The following is a 22,130-nucleotide window of genomic DNA, read 5'->3' as shown; positions in this document are numbered from 1 at the left end:
CCGACGTCGGTGACGTCGGGCCCCTGCGGTGCTGCCGTGGTGCTGGGCTGCTGCGGCGCGCGGCGCCGCGGTCGTCAGCTCCCGGCGCCGGTGAGCTTCTCGCGCAGGGCCGCCAGCGCCTCGTCCGAGGCCAGCGTGCCCTCGCCGCCGCCCTGCGCGGGCGCCGACGGAGCAGCGCTGCGCTGCGGGCGGTCGCCCTGGCCGGAGGACGACGAGGAGGAGGAGCCCGAGTCGGAGGAGTAGGACGTCGCCGGGGCGTCGCCCGCGGTGACCGCCTCGGCCTCGGCCTGCGCGGCCGAGCTGACCTGGCGCTTGTGCGCCTCCCAGCGGGCCTGCGCCTCGGCGTACTGGCGCTCCCACTCCTCGCGCTGGGCCTCGAAGCCCTCGAGCCACTCGTTGGTCTCGGGGTCGAAGCCCTCGGGGTACTTGTAGTTGCCGGCCTCGTCGTACTCCTGCGCCATGCCGTACAGCGAGGGGTCGAACTCGTCGCTGGCCGGGTCCACGCCCTCGTTGGCCTGCTTGAGCGAGAGGCTGATGCGCCGGCGCTCCAGGTCGACGTCGATGACCTTGACGAAGATCTCGTCGGCCACGGACACGATCTGCTCGGGCACCTCGACGTGGCGCACGGCCAGCTCGGAGATGTGCACGAGGCCCTCGATGCCCTCGTCGACGCGCACGAAGGCACCGAAGGGGACGAGCTTGGTGACCTTGCCCGGCACGACCTGCCCGATGGCGTGGGTGCGGGCGAACTGCTGCCACGGGTCCTCCTGCGTCGCCTTCAGCGACAGGGAGACCCGCTCGCGGTCCATGTCGACGTCGAGGACCTCGACGGTGACCGGCTGCCCGACCTCGACGACCTCGGAGGGGTGGTCGATGTGCTTCCACGACAGCTCGGAGACGTGGACGAGCCCGTCGACGCCGCCGAGGTCGACGAAGGCGCCGAAGTTGACGATCGAGGAGACGTTGCCCGAGCGGACCTGGCCCTTCTGCAGCGTCTGCAGGAAGTTGTGCCGGACCGCCGACTGGGTCTCCTCCAGCCACGCACGCCGCGAGAGCACGACGTTGTTGCGGTTCTTGTCGAGCTCGATGATCTTGGCCTCGATCTCCTGGCCCACGTAGGGCTGGAGGTCGCGCACCCGGCGCATCTCCACCAGCGAGGCCGGGAGGAAGCCGCGGAGGCCGATGTCGAGGATGAGACCGCCCTTGACGACCTCGATGACGGTGCCGGTGACGACACCCTCCTCCTCCTTGACCCGCTCGATCGTGCCCCAGGCGCGCTCGTACTGGGCGCGCTTCTTGGACAGGATGAGCCGGCCCTCCTTGTCCTCCTTCTGGAGGACCAGGGCCTCGACCTCGTCGCCGACGCCGACGACCTCGCCCGGGTCGACGTCGTGCTTGATCGACAGCTCGCGCGAGGGGATGACGCCCTCGGTCTTGTAGCCGATGTCGAGCAGCACCTCGTCGCGGTCGACCTTGACGATGGTCCCGGAGACGATGTCGCCGTCGTTGAAGTACTTGATGGTCGCGTCGATCGCGGCGAGGAAGTCCTCGGCCGTGCCGATGTCGTTGATCGCGACCTGGGGCGTCCCCGAGGCGGTGGTCGAGGTGCGCTCAGCGGTGGTGGTCATGAAGTCGGTGGGCTCCGATGCGGACGGTGGTGTCGGGAGCGCGCCGGTCGACGGCGCCCTCTCTCGGTCAGGGCAGGTCCAGCACCTCGCGGGCCGGTGCTGGTCGTGCGGTGTCGCCTCCCACGGCCGGTCGGCCGTGGCAAGATCTGCGGCCCCGCCCGCGCGACCGGTGACGTCAGCGTCGCGAGCCGGCCGGGGCAGACGGGCGAGGAGGACGAGGCCGCGCGCACGGCGCGCACGCGCAAAGCCTACGCGCGTGCCGCGGGCGAGGGCAAAGCGCACCTGCCGCGGAGGGGCACGATGCGGGCATGACGACGTCCCCGCCCGGACCCGCGCCGGAGGACGGCGCCGGCCCGGCCGCGCGCAGCCCCCTGGCCACCGCGGGCTACCGCCCGCTCGACGCGCCCTCGTCCGTGCGGGCGAACCGGGGCTGGTGGGACGAGGCCGCCCCGGGCTACCTGGCCGAGCACGGTGGCCACCTCGGCGACCGGGACCTCGTGTGGGGGCCGGAGGGCCTGCGGGAGGCGGACGCGCGGCTGCTCGGCGACGTCGCCGGCCGGCGGGTGCTGGAGGTCGGGTGCGGCGCGGCCCAGGGCAGCCGGTGGCTCGCCGACGCGGGCGCCGACGTCGTCGGCCTGGACCTCTCGGCGGGGATGCTGGCGGCCGGTCGCGCCGCCGACGGCCGGCTGCCGCTGCTGCAGGCCGACGCGGCACGGCTGCCGCTGGCCGGTCGCTGCGTCGACGTCGCCGTCTCCGCCTACGGGGCGCTGCCGTTCACGGCCGAGACCGAGCGCGTCCACGCCGAGGTCGCGCGGGTCCTGCGCCCCGGCGGGCGATGGGTGTTCAGCCTCACCCACCCCGTGCGGTGGGCCTTCCCCGACGACCCCGGGGAGGCCGGGCTCACGGCGTCGAGCAGCTACTTCGACACCACCCCGTACGTGGAGACCGGCGAGGACGGCGAGGTGCTCTACGCCGAGCACCACCGCACCCTCGGCCAGCGGGTCCGCGAGGTCGTGGGCGCCGGGTTCACGCTGCTCGACGTCGTCGAGCCGCGCTGGCCGCCCGGTCGCGACGTCGTCTGGGGCGGCTGGAGCCCGCTGCGCGGCCGTCTCCTGCCCGGGACGGCGATCTTCGTCTGCGTCCTGCCCGGCTGACCACCGCCCCTGCCGGCACGTCGTCGGAGCCGCCCACCCGACGCCCCCGGGAGAGGCGCCGTCGAGGGTCAGTGGCCGGCCTCGTGCCAGGACGTGCCGACGCCGACCGAGACGTCGAGGGGGACGGTGAGGTCGGCGGCGCCAGCCATCTGCTCGCGGACCAGGGCCTCGAGGGCCTCCCGCTCGCCGGGGGCGACCTCGAGGACGAGCTCGTCGTGGACCTGCAGGAGCATCCGCGAGCGCAGGCCCTGCGCGACGACGGCCTCCTCGACGCCGAGCATCGCGACCTTGATGACGTCGGCGGCCGAGCCCTGGATGGGGGCGTTGAGCGCCATCCGCTCGGCCATCTCGCGGCGCTGGCGGTTGTCGCTCGTGAGGTCGGGCAGGTAGCGGCGCCGGCCGAGGATCGTCTCGGTGTACCCCGTCGAGCGGGCCTGGTCGACGACGCCGCGCAGGTAGTCGCGCACCCCGCCGAAGCGCTCGAAGTACTCGTCCATGAGCGTGCGGGCCTCGTCGACGGCGATCCGCAGCTGCCGCGAGAGCCCGAAGGCCGACAAGCCGTAGGCGAGGCCGTAGGACATCGCCTTGATCTTGCTGCGCATCTCCGGCGTGACGTCGGCGGGCTCGACGTCGAAGACCCGGCTGCCGACGAAGGAGTGCAGGTCCTCCCCCGAGCGGAAGGCCTCGACGAGCCCCTCGTCGGCGGACAGGTGCGCCATGATCCGCATCTCGATCTGGCTGTAGTCGGCCGTCAGCAGCGACTCGTAGCCCTCCCCCACGACGAACGCCCGACGGATGCGGCGCCCCTCCTCGGTGCGGATGGGGATGTTCTGCAGGTTGGGCTCGGTCGAGGACAGCCGTCCCGTCGCCGCGATGGTCTGCATGTACGTCGTGCGGATGCGCCCGTCCGGGGCGACCGTCTTCAGCAGCCCCTCGACCGTCTGGCGCAGCCGGCTCGCGTCGCGGTGGGCGAGCAGGTGGACGAGGAAGCCGCTGCCGGGGTGCCCCTCGGTCTTGACGAGCAGGTCGGCGAGGGCCTCGGCGTCCGTCGTGTAGCCGGTCTTGATCCGCTTGGTCTTGGGCATCTCCAGCTGGTCGAACAGGACTTCCTGCAGCTGCTTCGGCGAGCCGAGGTTCACGCGCCGGTCGATGACGGCGTAGGCCGACTCGGCCTGCTCCTCGACCGTCCGGGCGAACTGCGCCTCCAGCGCCTCCAGCTGCGCGCGGTCGGCGGCGACGCCGCGGGACTCCATCCGCGCGAGGACCCCGACGAGCGGCAGCTCCAGCTCCTCCAGCAGCGCCGTCCCGCCGCGCTCGGAGAGCTCGCCGGCCAGCACCCCCGCGAGCTCGACGACGGCGGCGGCACGCACGGCGGCGCCGGGCGCCGGGTCGGGACGCTCGTCGGCGTCCGCGGGGCCCATGTCGAGGGCCAGCTGCGGCTCGCCCTCCTCCCGCGCGTCGACGGCCCCCGTGGGCTCCTCCTCCACCCGCAGCTCGCGGTGCAGGTGGCGCAGCGCGAGGTCGGCGAGGTCGTAGGAGCGCTGGTCGGGGCGGCACAGGTAGGCGGCGAGGCAGGTGTCGGAGACCAGCCCGGCGAGCGCGAGCCCGGCCCCCGCGAGCGCCTGCAGCGGCCCCTTCGCGTCGTGGAGCACCTTCGGTGCGTCCGGGTCGGCCAGCCACGCGGCGAGCGCCGCCCGGCCCTCCTCGTCCAGCCCGCCGCCGTCGACCGCCCCGTCGGGCGTCACGTCGCCGTCCTGCGCCGCCGCGAGCGGGAACCACGCCGCCGTGCCGTCCTCGGCCGCCAGGGCGAGCCCGGTCGCGAGCCCTGCCCCGGCCCCCCAGCGCCCCAGCACGTGGGCGCCCACGAGGGCGCCACCCCGGGCCGCCAGCCACTCGGCCACCTGTGCCCCGCGCGGCCGCGCGACGTCGACGGCGAAGCCGCCCTCCGCCTCCGGCTCGGGCGTGGCCAGGGTGGCGAAGAGCCGGTCGCGCAGGACCCTGAACTCCAGCGCGTCGAAGACCTGGTGCACCTGCTCGCGGTCCCACGGCGCCACGACCAGGTCGTCGACGACCACCGGCAGGTCGAGGTCGACGACGAGCCGGTTGAGGCGTCGGTTGCGCAGCACCTGGTCGAGGTGGTCGCGCAGCGCCTGCCCCGCCTTGCCCTTCAGCTGGTCGACGTCGGCCACGAGACCCTCGAGGCCGTCGTGCGCGGTGAGCCACTTGGCCGCCGTCTTCGGCCCGACGCCGGGCACGCCCGGCAGGTTGTCGCTGGTCTCGCCCACGAGCGCCGCCAGCTCGGGGTAGCGCTGCGGGCGCACGCCGTACTTCTCCTCGACCGCGTCGGGCGTCATCCGCAGCAGGTCCGAGACCCCACGCCGGGGGTAGAGCACGGTCGTGGCCTCGTCGACGAGCTGGAAGGCGTCCCGGTCGCCCGTCGAGACGAGCACCTCGAAGCCCTGCGCCCGGGCCTGCGTGGTGAGGGTGCCGATGACGTCGTCGGCCTCGAAGCCCTCCTTCTCCACGACCTGGATGCGCAGCGCGGCCAGCACCTCCTTGACGAGGGCCACCTGCCCGGAGAACTCCTCGGGGCTCTTGCTGCGCCCGGCCTTGTACTCGGCGTACTCCTGCGTGCGGAAGGTCTCGCGCGAGACGTCGAAGGCGACGGCGACGTGCGTGGGCGCCTCGTCGCGCAGCACGTTGATGAGCATGGACGTGAAGCCGTAGACGGCGTTGGTGACCTGGCCCGTCGTCGTCGAGAAGTTCTCCACCGGCAGGGCGAAGAAGGCGCGGTAGGCCATCGAGTGGCCGTCGACGAGCAGCAGCCGGGGGCGGGGCCCGTCGGGCACCGCGAGACCCGCCTCCCCGGCGGCCGGGCCGTCCACCACCGGGGCGACGAGGCCGTCGTCGAGCCCGTCGTCGAGGTCGGCACCGGGTCGCAGGAGGGCGCTGTCGCTCACGCCGCCAGACTAGGCGGCATGACCGACGGCGAGCCCGGTGCACGTGAGGAGCCCGGTGCACGTGAGGAGCCCGGTGCACGTGAGGAGCCCGGTGCACGTGAGGAGCCCGGTGCACGTGAGGAGCCCGGTGCGGGTGGGCAGGAGACGGCCCGCGAGGCCTGGGAGGCGCTGCACGCCCTCGCCGGCACCGACCCCGCCGCCGCGGCGGCGGCCGCGACGGCGCTGTGCCGCGGCACGCTCGCCGAGCGCACCGGCACGACGTTCGTCGCCGTCGGCCCCGACCGGGTGGTCGCGACGATGCCGGTCGCGGGCAACACCCAGCCGGCCGGGCTCCTGCACGGCGGGGCCAGCGCCGCGCTGGCCGAGACGGTCGGCTCGGTCGGCGCGGTCGTCGCCGCGGGCCCGGGCCTCGCGGCGGTCGGCGTGGACCTCAACGCCACCCACCACCGGGCGGTGCGGCCCGGGCGCACGGCGGCGGTCGTGGCCACGGGCCACCCCCTGCACGTCGGACGGCGGGTCGTCAGCTACGAGGTCGTCGTCACCGACGACGACGACCGCCGGGTGTGCACCGCGCGGCTGACCTGCCAGCTCGTGCCCCTGCCCGGCGCCTGAGCCCGGCGGCCCGGGCGTGAGGCCTGGGAGTGGGCGTGGGCCTGGTCTCGGCTCACGCCGGCAGGCCCCGCTCGCGGCGCCGCCGCGAGAGCACACGCTCGACCGCGGCCCGGCGGTGGGCGACGACGTCGGCGCGCTCGTCCAGCACGGGTGGGGGGGCCGGGGCGGCGCTGCGCCGGAGCGTCTCCCGCAGCGCGGCGACCGAGGCGCTGCGCTGGACGACGAGCGGGCTGAAGCCGAGACGGGCGAGGAAGCGCTGGGCCTCGCGGCCGCTCGGCGGGGCCGAGACCACGAGGCGTTCCAGGCCGTCCTCCTCGGCCGCGCGGGCCGCTGCGGCGAGCAGGGCCCGGCCGACGCCGCGGCGGCGGTGGTCGGGCGCCACGGCGATCTGCTCGACGTGGGCGGCCGGGCGCTCGGACAGGGGCAGCACCTCCCCGCGGCGCAGGACGGCGACGCCGACGGCGCGCCCCCGCCGCTCCGCGAGCAGGACGACGACGTCCCGGCGCTCGAGGGCGCCCGCCACGACCGCCTCCGGCAGGCGCTCGTCCTGGGCGGCCCCCGTCACCGGCCGGGCGCCGGGAGGCACCTGCCCGTCCGCGCGGGGCGCCCCACCGGCACGCACCTGGGCGACGAGGTGCAGCACGGCGGCGGTGTCCGGTGGGGCGGCGACACGCACGGCGAGCCTCGACCCGCTCACGCCCCACCTCCTCCTCGCGCTCCCCGGCCGTTCTCCCCGGTCTCGTCCGTCCCTGCTGCTGGTCCCGGCGGCTCGTCCCGCTGGCCCGTCGCGCCCGGGCCGGGCGACCGCCGCGACCTCGTCGCGCCGCAGCGTAGACCCGTCGTGACCAGCCCGTGACCGAGCAGTTCGTGCGGGGCGGGCCCTCGCCGTCGGCCCTCCGTGGTTTCCTGACCGCGCTCACCCGCCGGCCCCACGTCGGCGAGGGGCCTGTCGTCCTGCCGAGGGGAGCCCGCCCGTGCCCGTCCCGTGCCGGGCGACGCCGTCACCCACCGCCCTGCGGTGGCTGCTGGTCGTCGCCGCGCTGCTGCTGGCCGTGCTCGCCCCCGCCGCGGGGGCGCTCGCGGCGACGCCGCCGCCGGCCCCCACCGCACCGGCGTCACCGACCAACGAGCCGGGGGCCACGGCCCCCGCCGAGGTCGACGGCGAGACCATCACGGTCCGGGTGCGCACCGCCGACCGCGAGGACGTCGAGGGCGCCGAGGTGACGGCCACCAGCGGCGCCGACGACCCGGTCTCGGGCACCACCGACTCCGGCGGCGTGGTCGAGCTGACGGTGCCCGGCACCGGCACCTACGCCGTCCAGCTCGACACCGACAGCCTCGCCGGCGTGGCCGAGGGGCTGCTGCCGCAGGAGAACCCGATCGAGCGCTCGGTCACCTCGGGCAGCGCCAACCCCGTCGTCTTCCAGGTCTCCGAGGACGGCGACGCCATCGGCAGCGCGGGCGGCACCAGCCTCAGCCAGGTGGCCCAGCTCACCGCCAACGGCCTGCGCTACGGGCTCATCATCGCCCTCGCCGCCATCGGCCTGTCCATGGTCTTCGGCACCACGGGGCTCACGAACTTCTCCCACGGCGAGCTGATCACGCTCGGTGCCATCTCGACGTACTTCCTCAACGTCTCCCTGGGCCTGCCCTTCCTCGTGGCGGCGCCGCTGGCCGTGGTGGTGGGCGGCCTCTTCGGCCTGGCGAACGACCGTCTCCTGTGGCAGCCGCTGCGCCGACGAGGGACGGGGCTCATCGCGATGATGATCGTGTCGATCGGTCTCGCGCTGTTCCTGCGGTACTTCTACCTCTTCATCTTCGGCGGGTCCCGGCAGACCTACGCCGAGTACCAGGGCCAGCGCGGCGTCGACCTCGGCCTGTTCTCCCTGCGCCCCATCGACCTCATCAGCATGGCGCTCGCCGCCGTGGTGCTCGTGGCCGTCGGGCTCGCGCTGCAGCGCACCCGGCTCGGCAAGGCCACCCGCGCCGTGTCGGACAACCCGGCGCTGGCCGCGGCCTCCGGCATCGACGTCGACCGCATCATCCGCATCGTCTGGGTCTCCGGCGCCGCCCTCGCGGGCCTGTCCGGCGTGCTGCTGGGCCTGGCCCAGCAGGTGCAGTTCCAGATGGGCTTCCAGATCCTGCTGCTCGTCTTCGCCGCCGTGACGCTGGGCGGGCTCGGCACGGCCTTCGGCGCCGTCGCCGGCGCCCTCATCATCGGCGTCTTCCTCGAGGTGAGCACGGTCGTCATCCCCACCGAGCTGCGCAACGTCGGCGCCCTGCTCGTCCTCATCCTCGTCCTCCTCGTGCGGCCCCAGGGCATCCTCGGCCGCGCCTCCCGTATCGGCTGAGCGGAGCTCCCCCGTGGACTGGTCGACGATCCTCAGCAACTCCGCGCGCTCGGCCATCGGGCTCGAGACGGTCATCTACGCCCTGGCGGCCATCGGCCTCAACGTCCAGTTCGGCTACGCCGGGCTGCTCAACTTCGGCCAGGCGGCGTTCGTCGCCGTCGGTGCGTACGGCATCGCGATCACGGTGACGGTCGCGGGCCTGCCCTTCTGGCTGGGCATCGTCGTCGGGCTGCTGGGGGCGGTGCTGCTGGCCCTGCTCCTCGGCATCCCCACGCTCCGCCTGCGGGCCGACTACCTGGCCATCGCGACGATCGCCGCCGCCGAGATCGTCAGGCTGGTCTTCCGCAGCGCGACGCTGCGGGAGTACACCGGCGGCTCGGGCGGTCTCAGCGGCTTCGCGGAGGCCTTCTACGACCTCAGCCCGCTCGACCCTGGACGGTCCTACGGCTTCGGGCCGTGGGTCTTCGGCTCCCGGCTGACGTGGATCCTCGTCGTCGGCTGGGCGCTCGTGGCGCTCAGCTGCGTCCTGGTCTACCTGCTCATGCGCAGCCCCTGGGGGCGGGTCCTGCGTGGCATCCGCGAGGACGAGGACGCCGTCCGCAGCCTCGGCAAGAACGTCTACGCCTACAAGATGCAGGCCCTCGTCATCGGCGGCGTCATCGGCGCCCTCGCCGGCTTCACGTTCGGCGTCGGACGGGCGTCGGTGCAGCCAGACCTCTACGGCACCGAGCTGACCTTCTTCGTGTACACCGTGCTCCTGCTCGGCGGTGCGGCCCGCGTGCTCGGGCCCGTGGTGGGGGCAGCCATCTTCTGGGTCGTCCTGGTCCTCACCGAGAACGTCCTCATCCAGGCGGTGGGCGCCGGGTACATCCCCTCGTCCATCATGAGCACGACGCAGGTCGGGCAGGTGCGCTTCATGCTCGTGGGGCTCGCCCTCATGCTCCTCATGATCTTCAGACCGCAAGGGATCTTCGGTGACCGGAGGGAGCTGGCCATCGATGCCCGCTGACCAGAGGCCTCACGGCTCGGCCGACCCGACGGGCGCGGCGGAGGGGCACGAGCCCTCGCCCCCCTCACCGGCGACCCCGCTGGCCGGGGGCGACGACGCCGCCGCGGCCGACGGCGCCCCGGACGGGGGCCGGCCGGCCACCGACCTGGAGGACGACGCGCCGCCGACCCCCGACCCGGGCGCCGGTGGTGGCCCCGGCCCGGCGGCCCGGCGGGCCCGGGAGGTGCTGCGGGACGTGCCGCGCGTCCCCGGCGCCCCCAAGCCCGACCCGGTGCTCGTGGCCGACGGCGTCGTGCGCCGCTTCGGGGGGCTGACCGCCGTCGACGTCGAGCACGTCGAGATCCAGCGCGGCGCCATCACCGCGCTCATCGGCCCGAACGGTGCCGGCAAGACGACCTTCTTCAACCTGCTCACCGGCTTCGACCGGCCCGACGAGGGCTCGTGGACCTTCGAGGGACGCAGCCTCGCCCGCGTCCCGGCGCACCGCGTGGCCCGACGGGGCATGGTGCGCACCTTCCAGCTGACGAAGGCCCTGTCCCGGCTGACGGTCATCGAGAACATGCGGCTCGGCGCGACGGGGCAGGTCGGCGAGCGGCTCGCCTCGGCGATGTTCCGAGGGCTGTGGCGCGGCCAGGAGGACTCCAACACCCGCCGCGCCGACGAGCTGCTGCGCCGCTTCAAGCTCGACGCCAAGCGCGAGGACTTCGCCGGCAGCCTCTCCGGCGGTCAGCGCAAGCTCCTGGAGATGGCGCGCGCACTCATGACCGAGCCCCGCATGGTCATGCTCGACGAGCCGATGGCCGGGGTGAACCCGGCGCTGACGCAGTCCCTGCTCGGCCACGTCAAGGACCTCCGCGAGCAGGGCATGACCGTCCTCTTCGTCGAGCACGACATGGACATGGTCCGCGACATCGCCGACTGGGTGCTCGTGATGGCGCAGGGCTCGGTCGTGGCGGAGGGCCCCCCCGACTCGGTCACGGCCGACCCGGCCGTCATCGACGCCTACCTGGGCGGGCACCACGACTCCTCCCTCCTGGAGGAGGACGAGGACGAGATCGTCGCCGCCGGCGAGGCCCGGCTGGCGCAGGAGCAGCAGGAGGCCGGTCGATGAGCGGTGCACGCGTGACGGCCGAGGGCGACCGCACCGACCACCTGGCGGGGGCGGAGGGCGCCGTCCTGCGCGCCGACGAGCTGGTGGCCGGGTACCTGCCCGGCGTCAACATCCTCAACGGCAGCGACCTCTACGTCCGGCCGGGCGAGCTCGTCGCGATCATCGGGCCGAACGGCGCGGGCAAGTCGACGCTGCTCAAGGCGCTCTTCGGCCTGGTGAAGATCCGGTCGGGCAGCGTCCACCTGGAGGGCGAGGAGATCACCGGGCTCGGCGCCGACAAGCTCGTGCGCCGTGGCGTGGGCTTCGTCCCGCAGAACAACAACGTCTTCCCCTCGCTCACCATCGGCGAGAACCTCGAGATGGGCCTCTACCAGGCGCCCAAGCGCTTCAAGGAGCGCTTCGCCGCCGTCGTGGACCTCTTCCCGACGCTCGGCCAGCGCCGCAACCAGCGGGCCGGCTCGCTGTCGGGTGGCGAGCGGCAGATGGTGGCGATGGGCCGCGCGCTGATGATGGAGCCGAGCGTCCTGCTGCTCGACGAGCCCTCCGCGGGCCTGTCCCCCGCCCTGCAGGACGAGGTCTTCGTCCGGACCCGCCAGATCAACCGCACCGGTGTCTCCGTCGTCATGGTCGAGCAGAACGCGCGCCGCTGCCTGCAGATCTGCGACCGCGGCTACGTCCTCGACCAGGGCCGCAACGCCTACAGCGGCACGGGTCGCGAGCTCGCCCAGGACCCCAAGGTCATCGAGCTCTACCTCGGCACGCTCAGCACCTGAGCCGCGCGTCGGCGACGTCAGGGCGAGTCCTCGCCCTCCGGATGCACCAGGACCGACATCGCCCACCGGACGCACCGGAGCCCCGGTCCCACGAGGGGACCGGGGCTCCGGTGCGTGCGGTGACTCGGGTCCAGCCGGAGGTCAGCCCAGCGAACCCTCGACGTACCGCTCGTTCACGTACGAGTTGTCCTCGACGTAGGAGTAGATGCCGATCGTCGCCTCGGTCGGGTCGCCGAGGTCGGACAGCTCGATCGGGCCGGACACGCCCTGGTAGTCGATGTCCTCGCCGTTCGCGAGCAGCTCGGCGCACTCGGCGAAGCTGCTGCACGCCGTGCCGTCGCGGCTCACGCCGGGCAGCTCGGTCGCGATGCTCGCCCCGCTGTCGTCGTCCGCGGCCACCGCGGCCAGGGCGGAGAGGATGACGGCGTCGTAGGACTCCGGCGCGTAGCTGAAGTCCTGCAGGCTGGGGTCGACCGCCAGGAGACGGTCCTGGAAGTCACCGGTCGCCGCAGCACCCGGGAGGGTGCCCTGCGTGCCGAGCAGGGCGCCCGGCTCGAGGGCGTCCTCGCTGTAGTTCGCGAGGTTGCCGTCGACGAGGTACAGCGGGACCTCGCTCGGGCCGATGCCCTGCGAGATGAGCTCCGGGATGATCTGGAGCGTCTCGTCGAAGCCGATGAGGACGATGGCCTCCGGGTCGGTGCCCGCCAGCTGGGAGACCTCGGCGCTGAAGGTCGCCGCGTTCGGGTTGTAGATGATCGGCGAGCCGCCCGCGATGCTGCCGCCGCCAGCCTCGATGGTGGCCGTGACGTTCTCGGCCAGACCGGTGCCGTAGGCGTCGTCGAGCGCCATGATCCCGACGTCCAGGAAGCCGTCACCGACCACCAGGTCACCCATGACGCGGCCCTGCAGGACGTCCGAGGGCGCCGTCCGGAAGTACAGGCCCGAGTCGGAGATGCAGGTGAACTGCGGGGAGGTGTTGGCCGGGGAGAACTGCACCACGCCGGCGCCGGTGATGGCGTCGATGACGGTGAGGGAGACGGCCGAGGAGGCCGCGCCGACGATGACGTCGGCGTCGGCGTTGAGCAGCCGCTGGACCGTCAGGGAGGCGATGTCGGTCGTGGTGTCGCCGGAGTCGCCCTCCAGGTAGGCGACGTCCTGCCCCAGCACGCCGCCGGCCTCGTTGATCTCCTGGACCGCCAGCTCCACGCCCGCGAACTCCGGCGGGCCGAGGAAGGAGAGGGTGCCCGTCTGCGGCAGCAGCGAGCCGATGGTCAGCACCCCGTCGCCCTCGGCGGGGGTGGGCGTCTCGGGCTCGCAGTCCTCGCTGCCGCCCGTGGCCGCCTCGTCGGGGGTGTCCACCGACCCGGTCGCGGAGGACTCGTCCGAGGGGGCGGCACCGTCGTCGCCGCCGTCACCGCACCCGACGAGGACAAGGGCCGCGACGCCCGCCACGGCGACGGCGCGGGTGGCCAGAGTGGTTCGCTTCATGCAGGGCTCTCCTTCGTCCCGGCCGCCCGGGGGCGCCGAGGTCGCAACGGTCCGGGCGAAGGTAGTCGAGCCCTCAGCTGCTCGGGTGCTCCGCAGCACGAGCCCGCGCGCTCGTCACCACATCGTGACCGCCCGCCGCTGGGTGCCCGCGCGCCGTCAGCCCTTGCGCACCTGCTCCAGGACGACGTCGGCGACCTCGCGCATCGTCAGACGGCGGTCCATCGACGTCTTCTGGATCCAGCGGAAGGCCTCCGGCTCGGACAGCCCCATCTGCTGCTGCAGCAGGCCCTTGGCGCGCTCGACCCGCTTGCGCGTCTCGAACCGCTCGGTGAGGTCGGAGACCTCGTCCTCCAGCGCCCGCAGCTCCGCGTGCCGGCTCAGGGCGATTTCGACGGCCGGCAGCAGGTCGGCCGAGGTGAAGGGCTTGACGACGTACGCCATGGCCCCGGCGTCGCGCGCGCGGTCCACGAGCTCCTTCTGGGAGAAGGCCGTGAGCAGCACGACGGCGGAGCGACCGCTGCGCCCGATCCGCTCGGCCGCCGAGATGCCGTCCAGCACCGGCATCTTGACGTCCATGACGACGAGGTCGGGGCCCTGCTCCTCCACGAGGCGGACGGCGCTCTCGCCGTCCCCGGCCTCGCCGACGACGTCGAAACCGGCCTCGGTGAGGGTCTCGACGACGTCGAGACGGATGATCGCCTCGTCCTCGGCGACGACGACGCGCCGCCTCGGACCCTCGTGCTCGTCGGTGCCGTCCTGCGCGTCCGCGTCCTTGCCGGTGCCGCCCGTGCTGGTCTTCTCGCTCACGCCCGTCACCCTAGTCCCCGGCTCGCCCGTCCCCCGCGCCGCGGGCAGACCCGACGGCCCGCTGCCCGGCCGGCCCCGGCCGCCTCGTCCGTGCCGTCGGACGGCTACGGTGTCGCTGCCTCGTGAGGTGCGCCCCGGTATCCCAATCGGCAGAGGAAGTGGCCTCAAAATCCACGCAGTGTGGGTTCGAGTCCCACCCGGGGCACCAGCCGGCGGTGGTGACGACGGAGCACGCCGTCACCACCCCGGCCGCCCGAGGCGTCTCACGGCGAGCGTCTCGGGGCTGACGTCTCAGGGCTGACGTCTCAGGCCGGCTCGCCCTGGCGGGCGCCCACCTGGGTGCGGGTGTCGCGGTAGGCCTGCGTCACGCCGTTGACGGCGTCGCCCATCCGGTGCGCCCGCAGCGCGTTCGTCGACCCGGGGATGCCCGGGGGCGCACCGGCGACGACGACGACGAGGTCGCCCTCGGCCGCCACCTTGCTCTCCAGCAGCACCTCGTCGAGCGCCAGCACCATCTCGTCGGTGTGGGTGACGTAGGGCATGAGATACGTCTGCACGCCCCACGTGAGCGCCAGCTCCGAGCGCACCCGCGGCTCCGGGGAGAAGACGATGAGCGGGATCGGCGAGCGCAGGCGCGCCATCCGCCGGGCCGAGTCACCCGTCGTCGTGAACACGACGAGGAACTTTGCGCCGAGGTTGACGCCCACGTCGAGCGCCGCGCGGGTGATGGCCCCACCGCGGGTGTGCGGGTTGGTCCCCAGCGGCGGGATGCGGTCGAGCCCGTGGGCCTCGGTGCTGGCGATGATCTTGGCCATCGTCTGGACGGCCTCGACGGGGTACTGGCCGACGCTCGTCTCGCCCGAGAGCATGATCGCGTCGGCCCCGTCGAGCACGGCGTTGGCGCAGTCGGAGGCCTCAGCGCGGGTCGGCCGCGGCGCCGAGATCATGGACTCCAGGACCTGGGTGGCCACGATGACGGGCTTGGCCGACCGCCGGCACAGCTCGACCGCCCGCTTCTGGACGATCGGCACCTGCTCCAGCGGCAGCTCCACGCCGAGGTCGCCGCGGGCGACCATGACGCCGTCGAAGGCGTCGACGACCGCCTCGAGGTTCTCGACCGCCTGGGGCTTCTCCACCTTGGCGATGACGGGGACCCGTCGGCCCTCCTCGTCCATGATCTTGTGGACGTCCTCGACGTCCTTCGCGTCCCGCACGAAGGACAGCGCGACCATGTCGGCTCCCTGGCGCAGGCCCCAGCGCAGGTCCTCGACGTCCTTGTCCGACATCGCGGGGACGCCGACGGCGACACCCGGCAGGTTGAGGCCCTTGTTGTCGGAGACGACCCCGGGGACGACGACCTGGGTGACCACGCGCGGACCCTCGACGGCCGTCACGCTCAGCGTGACCTTGCCGTCGTCGACGAGGATGACGTCGCCCGGTGCGACGTCGCCCGGCAGGCCCTTGTGCGTCGTCGAGCACAGCTGTGCGTCGCCGGGGACGTCCTCGGTCGTGATGGTGAAGACGTCGCCCACGCCCAGGGCGTGCGGACCGTCGGCGAACTTGCCGAGGCGGATCTTGGGTCCCTGCAGGTCGACGAGGACCGCGACGGCCCGACCGGCCTCGTCGGACGCCCGGCGGACCTGCTCGTAGCGGGCCGAGTGCTCGGCGTGCGAGCCGTGGCTGAGGTTGAAGCGGGCCACGTCCATGCCGGCGTCCACGAGGGCGCGGAGCTGGTCGTCGCCGGAGACGGCGGGCCCGAGGGTGCAGACGATCTTGGCGCGGCGCATGTGACGCAGCCTACAGAGCGCAGGCATCCCGAGCTCCTGCTCGCGCCACGGGTCGTCGCGCCGTCGGGTGCCCGTCCCCGGGCGGTCACCGCGACCTCGACCGCTGGTCGCCGGCGGCGCCTCAGACGACGAGCGGGCGGTCCGTCGGGCGGACGGGTGCAGGCAGGGTGCTCGGCTGGCCCGTGAGGTAGGCGTCCACGGCCGCGGCCGCCGCCCGCCCCTCGGCGATGGCCCAGACGATGAGCGACTGCCCTCGGCCGGCGTCGCCGGCGACGAAGACCCCGGGGACGTCGGTCGCCCAGGAGCCGTCCCGCGCCACGTTGCCGCGGTCGTCGAGCGAGACGCCGATCTCGTCGAGCAGCGGCCCCTGCTCCGGGCCGGTGTAGCCCGTGGCGACGAGGACCATCTGCACGTCGATGACCTCCTCCGTGCCCTCGACGGGTCGGGTCTCGCGGCCCACCCGCTCGGCCTGCACGATCTCCAGCCCGCCCACGCGACCGTCCTCGCCCGCGAGGAAGCGGGTCGTCGACGCCGTAAAGCGCCGCTCGCCGCCCTCCTCGTGGGCGCTCGTCACCTCGAACAGGCGGGGGTCGACAGGCCACGGCTCCCCCGCCGAGCGCTCGGCGGGCGGCTGCGGGCCGTGGGCCAGCTGCGTCACCGAGCGGGCGCCCTGGCGCAGCGCCGTCCCCAGGCAGTCGGCGCCGGTGTCCCCGCCGCCGATGATGACGACGTCGAGGCCCCGCGCGTCCAGGTGCGCCGGCACGCCGCGCCCGTCCTCGCCCTCGCCGCCGCCGCGGGCGGCCCGGTTCGCCGGCACCAGGTAGTCCATCGCCGGCATGATCCCCGGCAGGTCTGCGTCCGGCACCGGCATCGTCCGCGGCGCCGTGGCCCCCACGGCCAGCAGGACGGCGTCGTACCGCGAGACCAGCGCCTGCCCCGGCACCGCCCGCGGGGAGTCCCCGCCGACGGGCGTCCCCGGCCGGAACCGCGTGCCCTCGTCCTGCATCTGCGCCAGCCGCGCGTCGAGCAGGTCCTTCTCCATCTTGAACTCGGGGATGCCGTAGCGCAGCAGCCCGCCGATCGCGTCGTCGCGCTCGTAGACCGCGACGGTGTGCCCCGCCCGCGTGAGCTGCTGCGCGGCGGCCAGCCCCGCCGGGCCGGACCCGACCACGGCCACCGTGTGCCCGGTCAGCCGCTCCGGCGGCTGCGGGACGACCCAGCTCTCGTCGAAGGCCCGGTCGGCGATGGCCACCTCGACCTGCTTGATCGTCACGGGCGGCTGGTTGATGCCGAGCACGCAGGCGCTCTCGCACGGCGCCGGGCACAACCTCCCCGTGACCTCGGGGAAGTTGTTCGTGGCGTGCAGCCGCTCGACGGCCTCGGCCCAGTCCCCCCGCCACGTGAGGTCGTTCCACTCGGGGATGAGGTTGCCGAGCGGGCAGCCCTGGTGGCAGAACGGGATGCCGCAGTCCATGCAGCGCCCGGCCTGGCGCAGCAGCGCACCCTCGTCGCGCTGCTCGTAGACCTCGCGCCAGTCCATGATCCGCACGTCCACGGGCCGGCGCGCCGGCAGCTCGCGCTCGCGCTGGGTGAGGAAGCCCTTCGGGTCAGCCACGGGTCGCCTCCACGATGCGTGCCCAGACGTCGTCGCCGTCGGGGTCCAGGCCCTCCTCCTGCGCCGCCGCGCGGACGGCGAGCACGCGGGAGAACTCCCGGGGCAGGAGCTTGGTGATGCGGTCGAGGCCCGCGTCGCCGGCCGCGAGCAGCGCGCCCGCGACCTCGGAGCCGGTCTCGGCCTGGTGGCGCACGAGCAGGTCCCCCACGACGACGCGGTCGGCGGCGTCGAGCGGGTGCACCCCGAGCTCGCCGCTGCGCACGGCCGCGGGGTTGACCTCGCCCTCGTCCAGGTCGAGCACGTACGCCGTGCCGCCCGACATGCCGGCGCCGACGTTGCGCCCCGTCGGCCCGAGCACGAGCACGGTGCCGCCGGTCATGTACTCGCACGCGTGGTCCCCGACGCCCTCCACGACGGCGGTCGCGCCGGAGTTGCGGACGCAGAAGCGCTCCCCGACCCGCCCCCGCAGGAAGATCTCCCCCGACGTCGCGCCGTAGCCGATGGTGTTGCCCGCGATGACGTTCTCGGCCGCCACGAAGGGCGACCCGGGATCGGGCCGCACGACGACCCGACCGCCCGACAGGCCCTTGCCGACGTAGTCGTTGGCGTCGCCGACGAGCCGCAGCACGACGCCCCGGGGCAGGAAGGCCCCGAGGGACTGCCCGGCGCTGCCGGTGAGGGTGACGTCGACCGTGCCCTCGGGCAGTCCCTGCTCGCCGTACCGGCGGGTCACCTCGTGCCCGAGCATCGTCCCGACGGTGCGGTTGACGTTGCGGACGGCGGAGCTGACCTGCACCGGCGTGCCGTTCTCCAGCGCGTCGCGGCTCATGGCGATGAGCTGGTGGTCCAGCGCCTTCTCCAGCCCGTGGTCCTGCGCGGTCGTGCGCCGGCGCGAGGACCCGGGCGTCAGCGCCACCTGGTGCAGGACGGGCGCGAGGTCCAGCCCGGAGGCCTTCCAGTGGTCAACCGCGCGACGCACGTCGAGCAGGTCGCTGCGCCCGACCGCCTCGTCGAGAGAGCGCAGCCCGAGGGCCGCGAGGTGCTCGCGGACCTCCTGGGCGAGGAACTCGAAGAAGCTGACGACGAACTCGGCCTTGCCGCCGTAGCGGGCCCGCAGCTCGCGGTTCTGCGTCGCGATCCCGACCGGGCAGGTGTCCAGGTGGCAGGCGCGCATGAGGATGCACCCGGACACGACGAGCGGCGCCGTCGAGAAGCCGTACTCCTCGGCGCCGAGCAGCGCGGCCACGACGACGTCGCGACCGGTCTTCAGCTGGCCGTCGACCTGGACGGTGATGCGGTCGCGCAGCCCGTTGAGCATGAGGGTCTGCTGCGCCTCGGCCAGGCCCAGCTCCCACGGACCGCCGGCGTGCTTGAGCGAGGTGAGGGGGCTCGCGCCCGTGCCGCCGTCGTGCCCGGAGATGAGGACGACGTCGGCGTGCGCCTTGCTGACCCCCGCTGCCACCGTGCCGACGCCCATCTCGCTGACGAGCTTGACGTGCACCCGCGCCGAGGGGTTGGCGTTCTTGAGGTCGTGGATGAGCTGGGCGATGTCCTCGATGGAGTAGATGTCGTGGTGCGGCGGCGGGGAGATCAGCCCGACGCCGGGCGTGGAGTAGCGCGTCCGGGCGATCCACGGCGAGACCTTGTGGCCGGGCAGCTGCCCGCCCTCCCCCGGCTTGGCGCCCTGCGCGATCTTGATCTGCAGGTCGTCGGCGTGGGTCAGGTACATGCTCGTGACGCCGAACCGGCCCGAGGCGACCTGCTTGACCGCGCTGCGGCGCTCGGGGTCCAGCAGCCGCTCGACGTCCTCGCCGCCCTCGCCGGTGTTGCTCTTGCCGCCGAGCCGGTTCATCGCCACGGCGAGCGTCGAGTGCGCCTCCTCCGAGATCGAGCCGTAGCTCATGGCCCCGGTGGAGAACCGCTTGACGATCTCGCTGACCGGCTCGACCTCCTCGACCGGGACGGGCTCGCGGCCCTGCGCGAAGGAGAACAGCCCCCGCAGCGTCATGAGCTGCTCGGCGGTGTCGTCGACGCGCCGGGTGTACTGCTTGTACACGTCGTAGCGCCCGGCCCGGGTGGCGTGCTGCAGCCGGAAGACCGTCTCGGGGTCGAACAGGTGCGGCTCGCCCTCGCGGCGCCACTGGTACTCCCCGCCGACCTCGAGCCGGCGGTGGGCGGCCTGCTGGCCGCCGGGCGGGTAGGCGGTGGCGTGCCGGCGCGCGACCTCCTCGGCGATGACCTCGAGGCCGATGCCGCCCAGCTGGGTCGTCGTGCCCGTGAAGTAGCGGTCGACGAGCTCGGAGGAGAGCCCGAGCGCCTCGAAGGTCTGCGCGCCCCGGTAGGAGGCGACGGTCGAGATGCCCATCTTGGACATGACCTTGAGCACGCCCTTGCCGAGCGCGTAGATGAGCCGGCGGACGGCGTCGGCCGGCTCCACGCCGCGGACGACGCCGCGACGCACCTGGTCCTCGACAGACTCCATCGCCAGGTAGGGGTTCACCGCCGCGGCCCCGTAGCCGACGAGCAGCGCGACGTGGTGGACCTCGCGAACGTCGCCGGCCTCGACGACGAGTCCCACCTGCGTGCGCGTCTTCTCCCGCAGCAGGTGGTGGTGGACGGCGGCGGTCAGCAGCAGCGAGGGGATCGGCGCCAGGAGCGCGTCGGAGTCCCGGTCGGACAGGACGACGAAGCGCGCGCCGTCGGCGATGGCCGCGCTCACCTCGGCGCAGATCTCCTCGAGGCGGGCCGCGAGGGCCTCGCCCCCGCCGTCGACCCGGTACAGGCCGCTGACCCGCACGCACCGGAAGCCCGGCAGGTTGCCGTCGGCGTCGACGTGGACGATTTTGGCGAGCTCGTCGTTGTCGATGACGGGGAAGGGGATGACGAGCTGGCGGCAGTGCGCCGGGCTCACCGACAGCATGTTCTGCTCGGGCCCGACCCCCGTCGTCAGCGAGGTGACGAGCTCCTCGCGGATGGCGTCCAGCGGCGGGTTCGTGACCTGCGCGAACATCTGGGTGAAGTAGTCGAACAGCAGCCGCGGGCGCGTGGACAGGACGGCGACGGGCGTGTCGGTGCCCATCGAGCCGATCGGCTCGGCCCCCGCCCGCGCCATCGGCGCGACGAGCAGGCGCAACTCCTCCTCGGTGTAGCCGAAGGTCTGCTGCCGGCGCGTCACGGAGGCGCGCGTGTGCGCGACGTGCTCGCGCTCGGGCAGGTCCTCCAGGCGCAGCATGCCCCCGAGCAGCCACTCGTCGTAGGGGTGCGCCGCCGCGAGCTCGGCCTTGACCTCCTCGTCGTCGACGATCCGGCCGGCGCCGGTGTCCACGAGCAGCATCCGGCCCGGCTGCAGCCGGCCCTTGCGCACCACCGTCGCCGGGTCGAGGTCGAGCACGCCCGTCTCGCTCGCGAGGACGACGAGCCCGTCCTGGGTGACGGTGTACCGGGAGGGCCGCAGGCCGTTGCGGTCGAGCACCGCGCCGATGAGCGTGCCGTCGGTGAAGACGACGTCTGCCGGGCCGTCCCAGGCCTCGGTGAACATCGAGTGGAACTCGTAGAAGGCCCGCCGCGCCGGGTCCATCTGGGCGTGGTTCTCCCACGCCTCCGGGATCATCATGAGCATCGCGTGCGGCAGCGACCGGCCGCCGAGGTGCAGCAGCTCGAGGACCTCGTCGAAGGACGCCGAGTCGCTCGCCCCGGGGGTGCAGATGGGGAAGAGCCGCGCCAGGTCCCCGGGGATGAGGTCGGAGGCGAGCATGCTCTCGCGCGCGCGCATCCACCCGCGGTTGCCCTGGACCGTGTTGATCTCGCCGTTGTGGGCGATCAGCCGGAAGGGGTGCGCCAGCGGCCACGACGGGAAGGTGTTCGTCGAGAAGCGCGAGTGCACGACGGCCAGCTCGGTCGTGTAGCGGCGGTCGGACAGGTCGGGGAAGAAGGGCTCCAGCTGCCCCGTCGTCAGCATCCCCTTGTAGGTGATGGTGCGGCAGGACAGCGAGGCGAGGTAGACGTCGGCCTCGTGCTCGACCCGCTTGCGCAGGCAGAAGGCACGCCGCTCGAGCGCCATCCCCGTGATCCGGGCCGAGCGGCCCGCGACGAAGACCTGGCGGAAGCGCGGCATGGCGGCGCGCGCGGTGATGCCGACGAGCTCGGCGGCCACGGGCACGTCCCGCCACGCGAGGACGGCGAGGTCCTCCTCCTCGGCGATGACGGCCAGCCGGGCCGCCACCTCGTCGGCGGCGTCCTCGTCGACCGGCAGGAACGCCAGACCGACGGCGTAGGCGCCCCGCGGCGGCAGCTCGACGCCCTGCTCCTCGGCCAGCACCGCGCGCAGCAGCTCGTCGGGGACCTGGGTGAGGATGCCGGCGCCGTCACCGGTGTCCTCCTCGGCGCCGACGGCGCCGCGGTGGTCGAGGTTGCGCAGCGCCGTGAGCGCGTGGTCGACGATGTCGTGGCCCGGGGTCCCGCGCAGCGTCGCGACGAAGGCGACGCCGCAGGCGTCGTGCTCGTGCCGGCCGTCGTAGAGGCCCTGCGGCGCCGGGGTGCCGGGGGCACGCGCCGGTGGCACCGGCGTCTCGGCCGGGGCGCCGACGGTGGCGGTGGGGCGGGGGGCCTGTGCGGGGCTCATGGGTCTCGCACCATCCTCACGGGGACCGCGCTGCGGCCGACGTGCCCCGCCGGTCGGCGGGACGGGGGACGGGTCGGGGCGTGGCGGCCCCAGGTCGAGGAAAGGTACACCGCCGCAGCCCCTGCTCCGGCGCTCGGGCCGCAGGTCGAGACCACCGGCCCGGCGACCGCGGTCGTGACCGGTCTGCCGTCCTCGCCGGGCCCGGGTGAGCTGC

At 74.0% G+C, this 22,130-nt stretch carries 14 protein-coding genes and 1 tRNA gene; 7 read left to right on the top strand and 8 right to left on the bottom strand.

Annotation, left to right across the window (positions count from 1 at the left end; all coding sequences use genetic code 11):
• Window positions 1-74: 74 nt before the first annotated feature.
• Window positions 75-1,628: a 30S ribosomal protein S1 gene (gene rpsA / locus WDV86_RS13980; protein WP_339568243.1), complete on the bottom strand. Its 1,554-nt coding sequence runs from the start codon at window positions 1,626-1,628 to the stop codon at window positions 75-77.
• Between the two features lie 308 nt (window positions 1,629-1,936).
• Between rpsA and WDV86_RS13975 the strand changes: the two genes are divergently transcribed.
• Window positions 1,937-2,782, top strand: a complete 846-nt coding sequence (locus tag WDV86_RS13975; protein ID WP_339568242.1) for a class I SAM-dependent methyltransferase — start codon at window positions 1,937-1,939, stop codon at window positions 2,780-2,782.
• Between the two features lie 68 nt (window positions 2,783-2,850).
• Here the strand turns inward: WDV86_RS13975 and polA are convergent, their stop codons facing one another.
• Window positions 2,851-5,583 (bottom strand): DNA polymerase I, encoded by a 2,733-nt coding sequence (polA, locus tag WDV86_RS13970; protein ID WP_445263096.1) that lies wholly within the window; start codon window positions 5,581-5,583, stop codon window positions 2,851-2,853.
• A gap of 177 nt (window positions 5,584-5,760) precedes the next feature.
• Between polA and WDV86_RS13965 the strand changes: the two genes are divergently transcribed.
• Window positions 5,761-6,354: a PaaI family thioesterase gene (locus WDV86_RS13965; RefSeq protein ID WP_339568240.1), complete on the top strand. Its 594-nt coding sequence runs from the start codon at window positions 5,761-5,763 to the stop codon at window positions 6,352-6,354.
• A 52-nt stretch (window positions 6,355-6,406) separates the two neighbouring features.
• Here the strand turns inward: WDV86_RS13965 and WDV86_RS13960 are convergent, their stop codons facing one another.
• Window positions 6,407-7,051 carry a GNAT family N-acetyltransferase gene (locus WDV86_RS13960; protein ID WP_339568239.1) on the bottom strand — a complete coding sequence of 215 codons (645 nt, stop codon included), beginning with the start codon at window positions 7,049-7,051 and terminating at the stop codon, window positions 6,407-6,409.
• 277 nt (window positions 7,052-7,328) lie between these two features.
• Between WDV86_RS13960 and WDV86_RS13955 the strand changes: the two genes are divergently transcribed.
• From WDV86_RS13955 to WDV86_RS13940, 4 genes are read left to right on the top strand one after another with little or no spacing between them, the layout of a single operon-like run.
• Entirely contained in the window at window positions 7,329-8,705 is a 1,377-nt protein-coding gene (locus tag WDV86_RS13955; RefSeq protein ID WP_339568238.1) for a branched-chain amino acid ABC transporter permease, read from the top strand.
• 13 nt (window positions 8,706-8,718) lie between these two features.
• Window positions 8,719-9,714, top strand: a complete 996-nt coding sequence (locus tag WDV86_RS13950) for a branched-chain amino acid ABC transporter permease (RefSeq protein ID WP_339568237.1) — start codon at window positions 8,719-8,721, stop codon at window positions 9,712-9,714.
• The gene (locus WDV86_RS13945; RefSeq protein WP_339568236.1) at window positions 9,704-10,825 is read left to right on the top strand and encodes an ABC transporter ATP-binding protein; all 1,122 of its coding nucleotides are present in this window, start codon (window positions 9,704-9,706) and stop codon (window positions 10,823-10,825) included. Before WDV86_RS13950 ends, WDV86_RS13945 begins: the two co-directional genes overlap by 11 nt.
• A complete protein-coding gene (locus WDV86_RS13940) occupies window positions 10,822-11,598 on the top strand; it encodes an ABC transporter ATP-binding protein (RefSeq protein ID WP_339568235.1) in 777 nt (258 codons plus the stop codon). Before WDV86_RS13945 ends, WDV86_RS13940 begins: the two co-directional genes overlap by 4 nt.
• Before the next feature lie 141 nt (window positions 11,599-11,739).
• On the opposite strand, the gene WDV86_RS13935 is transcribed toward WDV86_RS13940, so the two are convergent.
• Together WDV86_RS13935 and WDV86_RS13930 are read right to left on the bottom strand one after the other, a co-directional pair.
• A complete protein-coding gene (locus tag WDV86_RS13935) occupies window positions 11,740-13,086 on the bottom strand; it encodes an ABC transporter substrate-binding protein (RefSeq protein WP_339568234.1) in 1,347 nt (448 codons plus the stop codon).
• A gap of 156 nt (window positions 13,087-13,242) precedes the next feature.
• A complete protein-coding gene (locus tag WDV86_RS13930) occupies window positions 13,243-13,893 on the bottom strand; it encodes an ANTAR domain-containing response regulator (protein ID WP_339568233.1) in 651 nt (216 codons plus the stop codon).
• A gap of 131 nt (window positions 13,894-14,024) precedes the next feature.
• Here WDV86_RS13930 and WDV86_RS13925 point away from each other — a divergent pair.
• Window positions 14,025-14,101: transfer RNA gene (locus tag WDV86_RS13925), tRNA-Leu, on the top strand.
• 97 nt (window positions 14,102-14,198) lie between these two features.
• Here the strand turns inward: WDV86_RS13925 and pyk are convergent.
• The 3 genes from pyk to gltB form a co-directional block, all read right to left on the bottom strand.
• Complete coding sequence (pyk, locus tag WDV86_RS13920; protein WP_339568232.1) at window positions 14,199-15,680, bottom strand: pyruvate kinase; 1,482 nt, start codon at window positions 15,678-15,680, stop codon at window positions 14,199-14,201.
• Window positions 15,681-15,801: 121 nt separating this feature from the next.
• Window positions 15,802-17,295, bottom strand: coding sequence for a glutamate synthase subunit beta (locus WDV86_RS13915; protein ID WP_339568231.1), 1,494 nt, complete (start codon window positions 17,293-17,295; stop codon window positions 15,802-15,804).
• The gene (gltB, locus tag WDV86_RS13910) at window positions 17,288-21,916 is read right to left on the bottom strand and encodes a glutamate synthase large subunit (RefSeq protein WP_339568230.1); all 4,629 of its coding nucleotides are present in this window, start codon (window positions 21,914-21,916) and stop codon (window positions 17,288-17,290) included. The genes WDV86_RS13915 and gltB overlap by 8 nt, the downstream gene beginning before the upstream one ends.
• Window positions 21,917-22,130 lie beyond the last annotated feature (214 nt).

Source organism: Pseudokineococcus sp. 1T1Z-3 (assembly GCF_037482365.1).
Taxonomy (GTDB): domain Bacteria; phylum Actinomycetota; class Actinomycetes; order Actinomycetales; family Quadrisphaeraceae; genus Pseudokineococcus.
Note: the sequence above shows the minus strand (reverse complement) of the source record. Positions and strands in the feature narration are given on the sequence as shown.